General features: G+C 65.9%; 1 protein-coding gene. It reads right to left on the reverse strand.

Annotated features, from left to right (window positions below; all coding sequences use genetic code 11):
* Nucleotides 1-949: IS481 family transposase (locus tag ACFQ4G_RS21885; protein ID WP_379041115.1), on the reverse strand; the 949-nt coding region annotated here is incomplete at its 3' end.
* Between the last annotated feature and the right edge of the window lie 82 nt (nucleotides 950-1031).

A 1031-nucleotide genomic window follows, 5' to 3' on the forward strand; every position in this document is an offset into this window, starting at 1 on the left:
TGTGGAGCATCAACAGGTTGTCCTCGGAGAGGCGGAGTCGGCTGATGGGTGTTTGTCGGTTGATGCCCATGTGAGGGCGCTGCCAGTTGTAGCGGAAGAGGAAGGCTGGGAGTTCCTCGCCGCGCTGATCGGATGTGTCATAGGCGCGGGCATAGGCCCATTCGCGCAGGGACGTCTGGACGAAGCGCTCGACCTTTCCGTTGGTCTTTGGGGTGTAGGGCCGGGTGCGTTTGTGGGCGATGCCCAGCCATCGCAAGGCTTTGGTGTACCGTCTGGATTTGAAGGCCGACCCGTTGTCGGTCATCACGCGCTCGACAGTGATGCCGTGGCTGCGGAAGAAGCGCAGGGCGTTGCAGAGGAAGGTCAGGCAGGAGCCGCGCTTCTCGTCCGGCTGGATTTCCGAGTAGGCCAGCCGGGAATGATCGTCGACGGCCAGGTGCAGGTATTCCCAGCCGATCCCGCGGCTCTTGCTCTGGCCGGTTCGCTCGCCGGTGATGCGGTGGCCTACGCGTTCGAAGCGGCCGAGTTTCTTGATGTCGATGTGGATCAACTCGCCCGGCCGCTCGCGCTCGTAGCGCTGGACGGGCGGGGGCGGTTCGAGGTTGTGGATGCGGCTCAAACCCTGCCGGCGCAGCACCCGGCTGACGGTGGCGGGCGAGACGGCCAGATCACGGGCGATCTGCTGCCCGGTCAGACGCTGCCGACGCAAGGCCACGATGGCTTCCCGCGTCTGGGCCGGGGTCGGACGGTGCAGCCTGTGAGGTCGCGACGAGCGGTCCTGCAGCCCGGCGGCGCCCTCGGCTGCGAAGCGGGCCACCCACTTGCGCACCGTCTTGGCGCACACCCCCATCGTCTCGGCCACGGCCGTCAGAGCGAGCCCGCTCCGGGCAAGCCGAACCAGTCGCTCTCGACCCGACGGCATCAAGCGCGCATTCTGATGGATGTTCATCCGGTCTCTCCGACATAGCTGAAGCCTCGCAACTCCAGCCTCCTCGGTTCAGACCGGATGGACAACCTCCTGAAAGCTCACA

Origin of the sequence: Methylobacterium marchantiae (genome assembly GCF_042679825.1) — a bacterium.
Classification (GTDB): domain Bacteria; phylum Pseudomonadota; class Alphaproteobacteria; order Rhizobiales; family Beijerinckiaceae; genus Methylobacterium; species Methylobacterium marchantiae.